This window comes from Microcystis viridis FACHB-1342 (assembly GCF_014698335.1).
Classification (GTDB): domain Bacteria; phylum Cyanobacteriota; class Cyanobacteriia; order Cyanobacteriales; family Microcystaceae; genus Microcystis; species Microcystis ichthyoblabe_A.
The window spans coordinates 1-1,883 of sequence record NZ_JACJSV010000137.1 but is presented as its reverse complement, the minus strand read 5'-3'; the positions used below and the strand labels follow the sequence as shown (position 1 = coordinate 1,883).

General features: G+C 48.3%; 3 protein-coding genes. All 3 read right to left on the bottom strand.

What is annotated here, in order from left to right; genetic code table 11:
• Positions 1 to 12: 12 nt before the first annotated feature.
• Positions 13 to 714, bottom strand: a complete 702-nt coding sequence (locus H6G40_RS22800) for a glutamate-cysteine ligase family protein (protein ID WP_242028836.1) — start codon at positions 712 to 714, stop codon at positions 13 to 15.
• A gap of 1 nt (position 715) precedes the next feature.
• On the bottom strand, positions 716 to 1,504 hold the full coding sequence (locus H6G40_RS22795) for a methyltransferase domain-containing protein (RefSeq protein WP_069474442.1): 789 nt from the start codon (positions 1,502 to 1,504) through the stop codon (positions 716 to 718).
• A 27-nt stretch (positions 1,505 to 1,531) separates the two neighbouring features.
• Positions 1,532 to 1,883: O-methyltransferase (locus tag H6G40_RS22790; protein WP_422613714.1), on the bottom strand; the 352-nt coding region annotated here is incomplete at its 5' end.

Sequence of the window (1,883 nt, the reverse complement as noted above, 5' to 3'; positions counted from 1 at the left end):
GAAACTATCTCATCAAATTAGTCCCCCCATAGAACCCCCTTGAGCCATCTTGCACACTTTTCTCTTTTTGTCAAATTTTATGTTAAGAAAGATGTGACTAATGGATAGGACTCTGAGGGAGGAAATAGACAATACTTTGGAACCGGACACGGAAGAATTCGCGCCCCACGCCCAAATTACGGGAGATAGTTTGATCAGGGAATTACTCGCCAGGACGATCGATTCTGGCGACACATCGAGATTAAATTGTAGGGAGGCGAATCCCGGCCAATTCTCGAAGGAAAAATGGATTGGGTGTTGATCGACGATTTTATCCCATAACCGATAATGACCTTTCGCCGCCACGTACTTAGCGCGCGGCGTTTCCGTTTTCGGTTGACAGCCGTATCCTAAAATATGCAACTCTTCCTCGGCCAACACCGGCAATAACACACCGTCCATAAACCGATTCCACGCCGTTTGCACGGAGAAGAAACCGTCTTCGGGGGGAAAGGCGACTTCTAGGGTACAGAATCCGTAGTCCGTACCCACATCTATCCACCCCGTTTCCTGTCGTTTTCTAACCCCGATTAATTGGGTAGTGAAGCTATCGAAGTACGGTTCAAAATCGTGGTGCTCCGCCAACTTTTTAAAGAGGTTCCGGACTGACTCGTAGCTGGCCGCGTTCCCCTCGCGATCGACAACGGGCAATTCTATCTCGATACCGATGTTCATATTAGATAGGCTTCCTCGCTTGAAAAATATAACGATTTAAACTGAAAAAATAGCGATTCTCCCGGTCGAGCGCTTGTAATTCCTCGACCCAGGCTCGCACTTCCTCGCTATCGATATCCGATCGCCCTTCCAGAAACGATCGAATAAATCCGATTAACCAGTAACTATAGGTTCCTTCATGACAATCGCGGTTGAGAAAAGGCAGGATTTTCAGCGATGCCTCTTCAAATCCGGTTTCCCGTAGTAAATAAGTCAACCTTTCGGGTAATCTGGGATCGGCCAGATGCTCGTCCCAGAGATCGAGAATCTTCCGGATTCTAGAGCGATCGCCCACGTTCCAAACTAAAGAATCCCAATCGGTATCGAGAATGACGGCGCGCCCCCCCGGTTTTAACACCCGGAATAACTCTTCGAGCGCCCGATCGATATCGGTAACGTACTCGTAAACTTGAACGGCCACCGCCGCGTCAAAAGTATGATCGGCAAAGGGTAATTCTTCGGCCCTTCCCAACTGTAAAGCGATCATATTTTTCGCCGCGCGACGTTTTTCGGCCAGACCGAGCATGGTTTCACTAATATCGATGCCCCAGATCCCACCCGACAGGCCCACCTCGTCGGCCATTTCGCCGGCTAAAATCCCCGGCCCGCAACCGATATCGAGAACCCGATCGCCCGTCTGCAGGGCCAACAACGCCCGAACTTCCTCGCGTTGCCAGATCATTTCCGGACTTTGGTATTGAATCTCCGCTTGATACGCGTGTTGATCGTCAAATTTCAAAAATGAACTCATAAATCAATTCCTTTCGCCGTAGTCAGGCTAAATTTTTACGGTCATTTCTATTCCGTCTCCGATCGGGAGTAGGGTACTACGCGCATCCGTACAAGCGCGAACTCGATCGAGATACGCCGAGATGACCGCCGCGTTTTTCTGGGGTCGTAAAATATTATCGGCGACGATACAACCCCCCGTTTTAAGCTTCGGCCAACAGACCTCGAAATCCCGAACGTACAATTCCTTCCAGTGATCGAGTAAAACCAGATCGATATCGGTTTCTATCTCCAGAATCAGGGACTTCCAGAGAATAAAATACCCAACAAAAAAATAGAAAAGTGTTTTTTTGAAAAAGTAATTATTTTTGTCTAGGAAAACAAAGAGTCTCCCATTACAA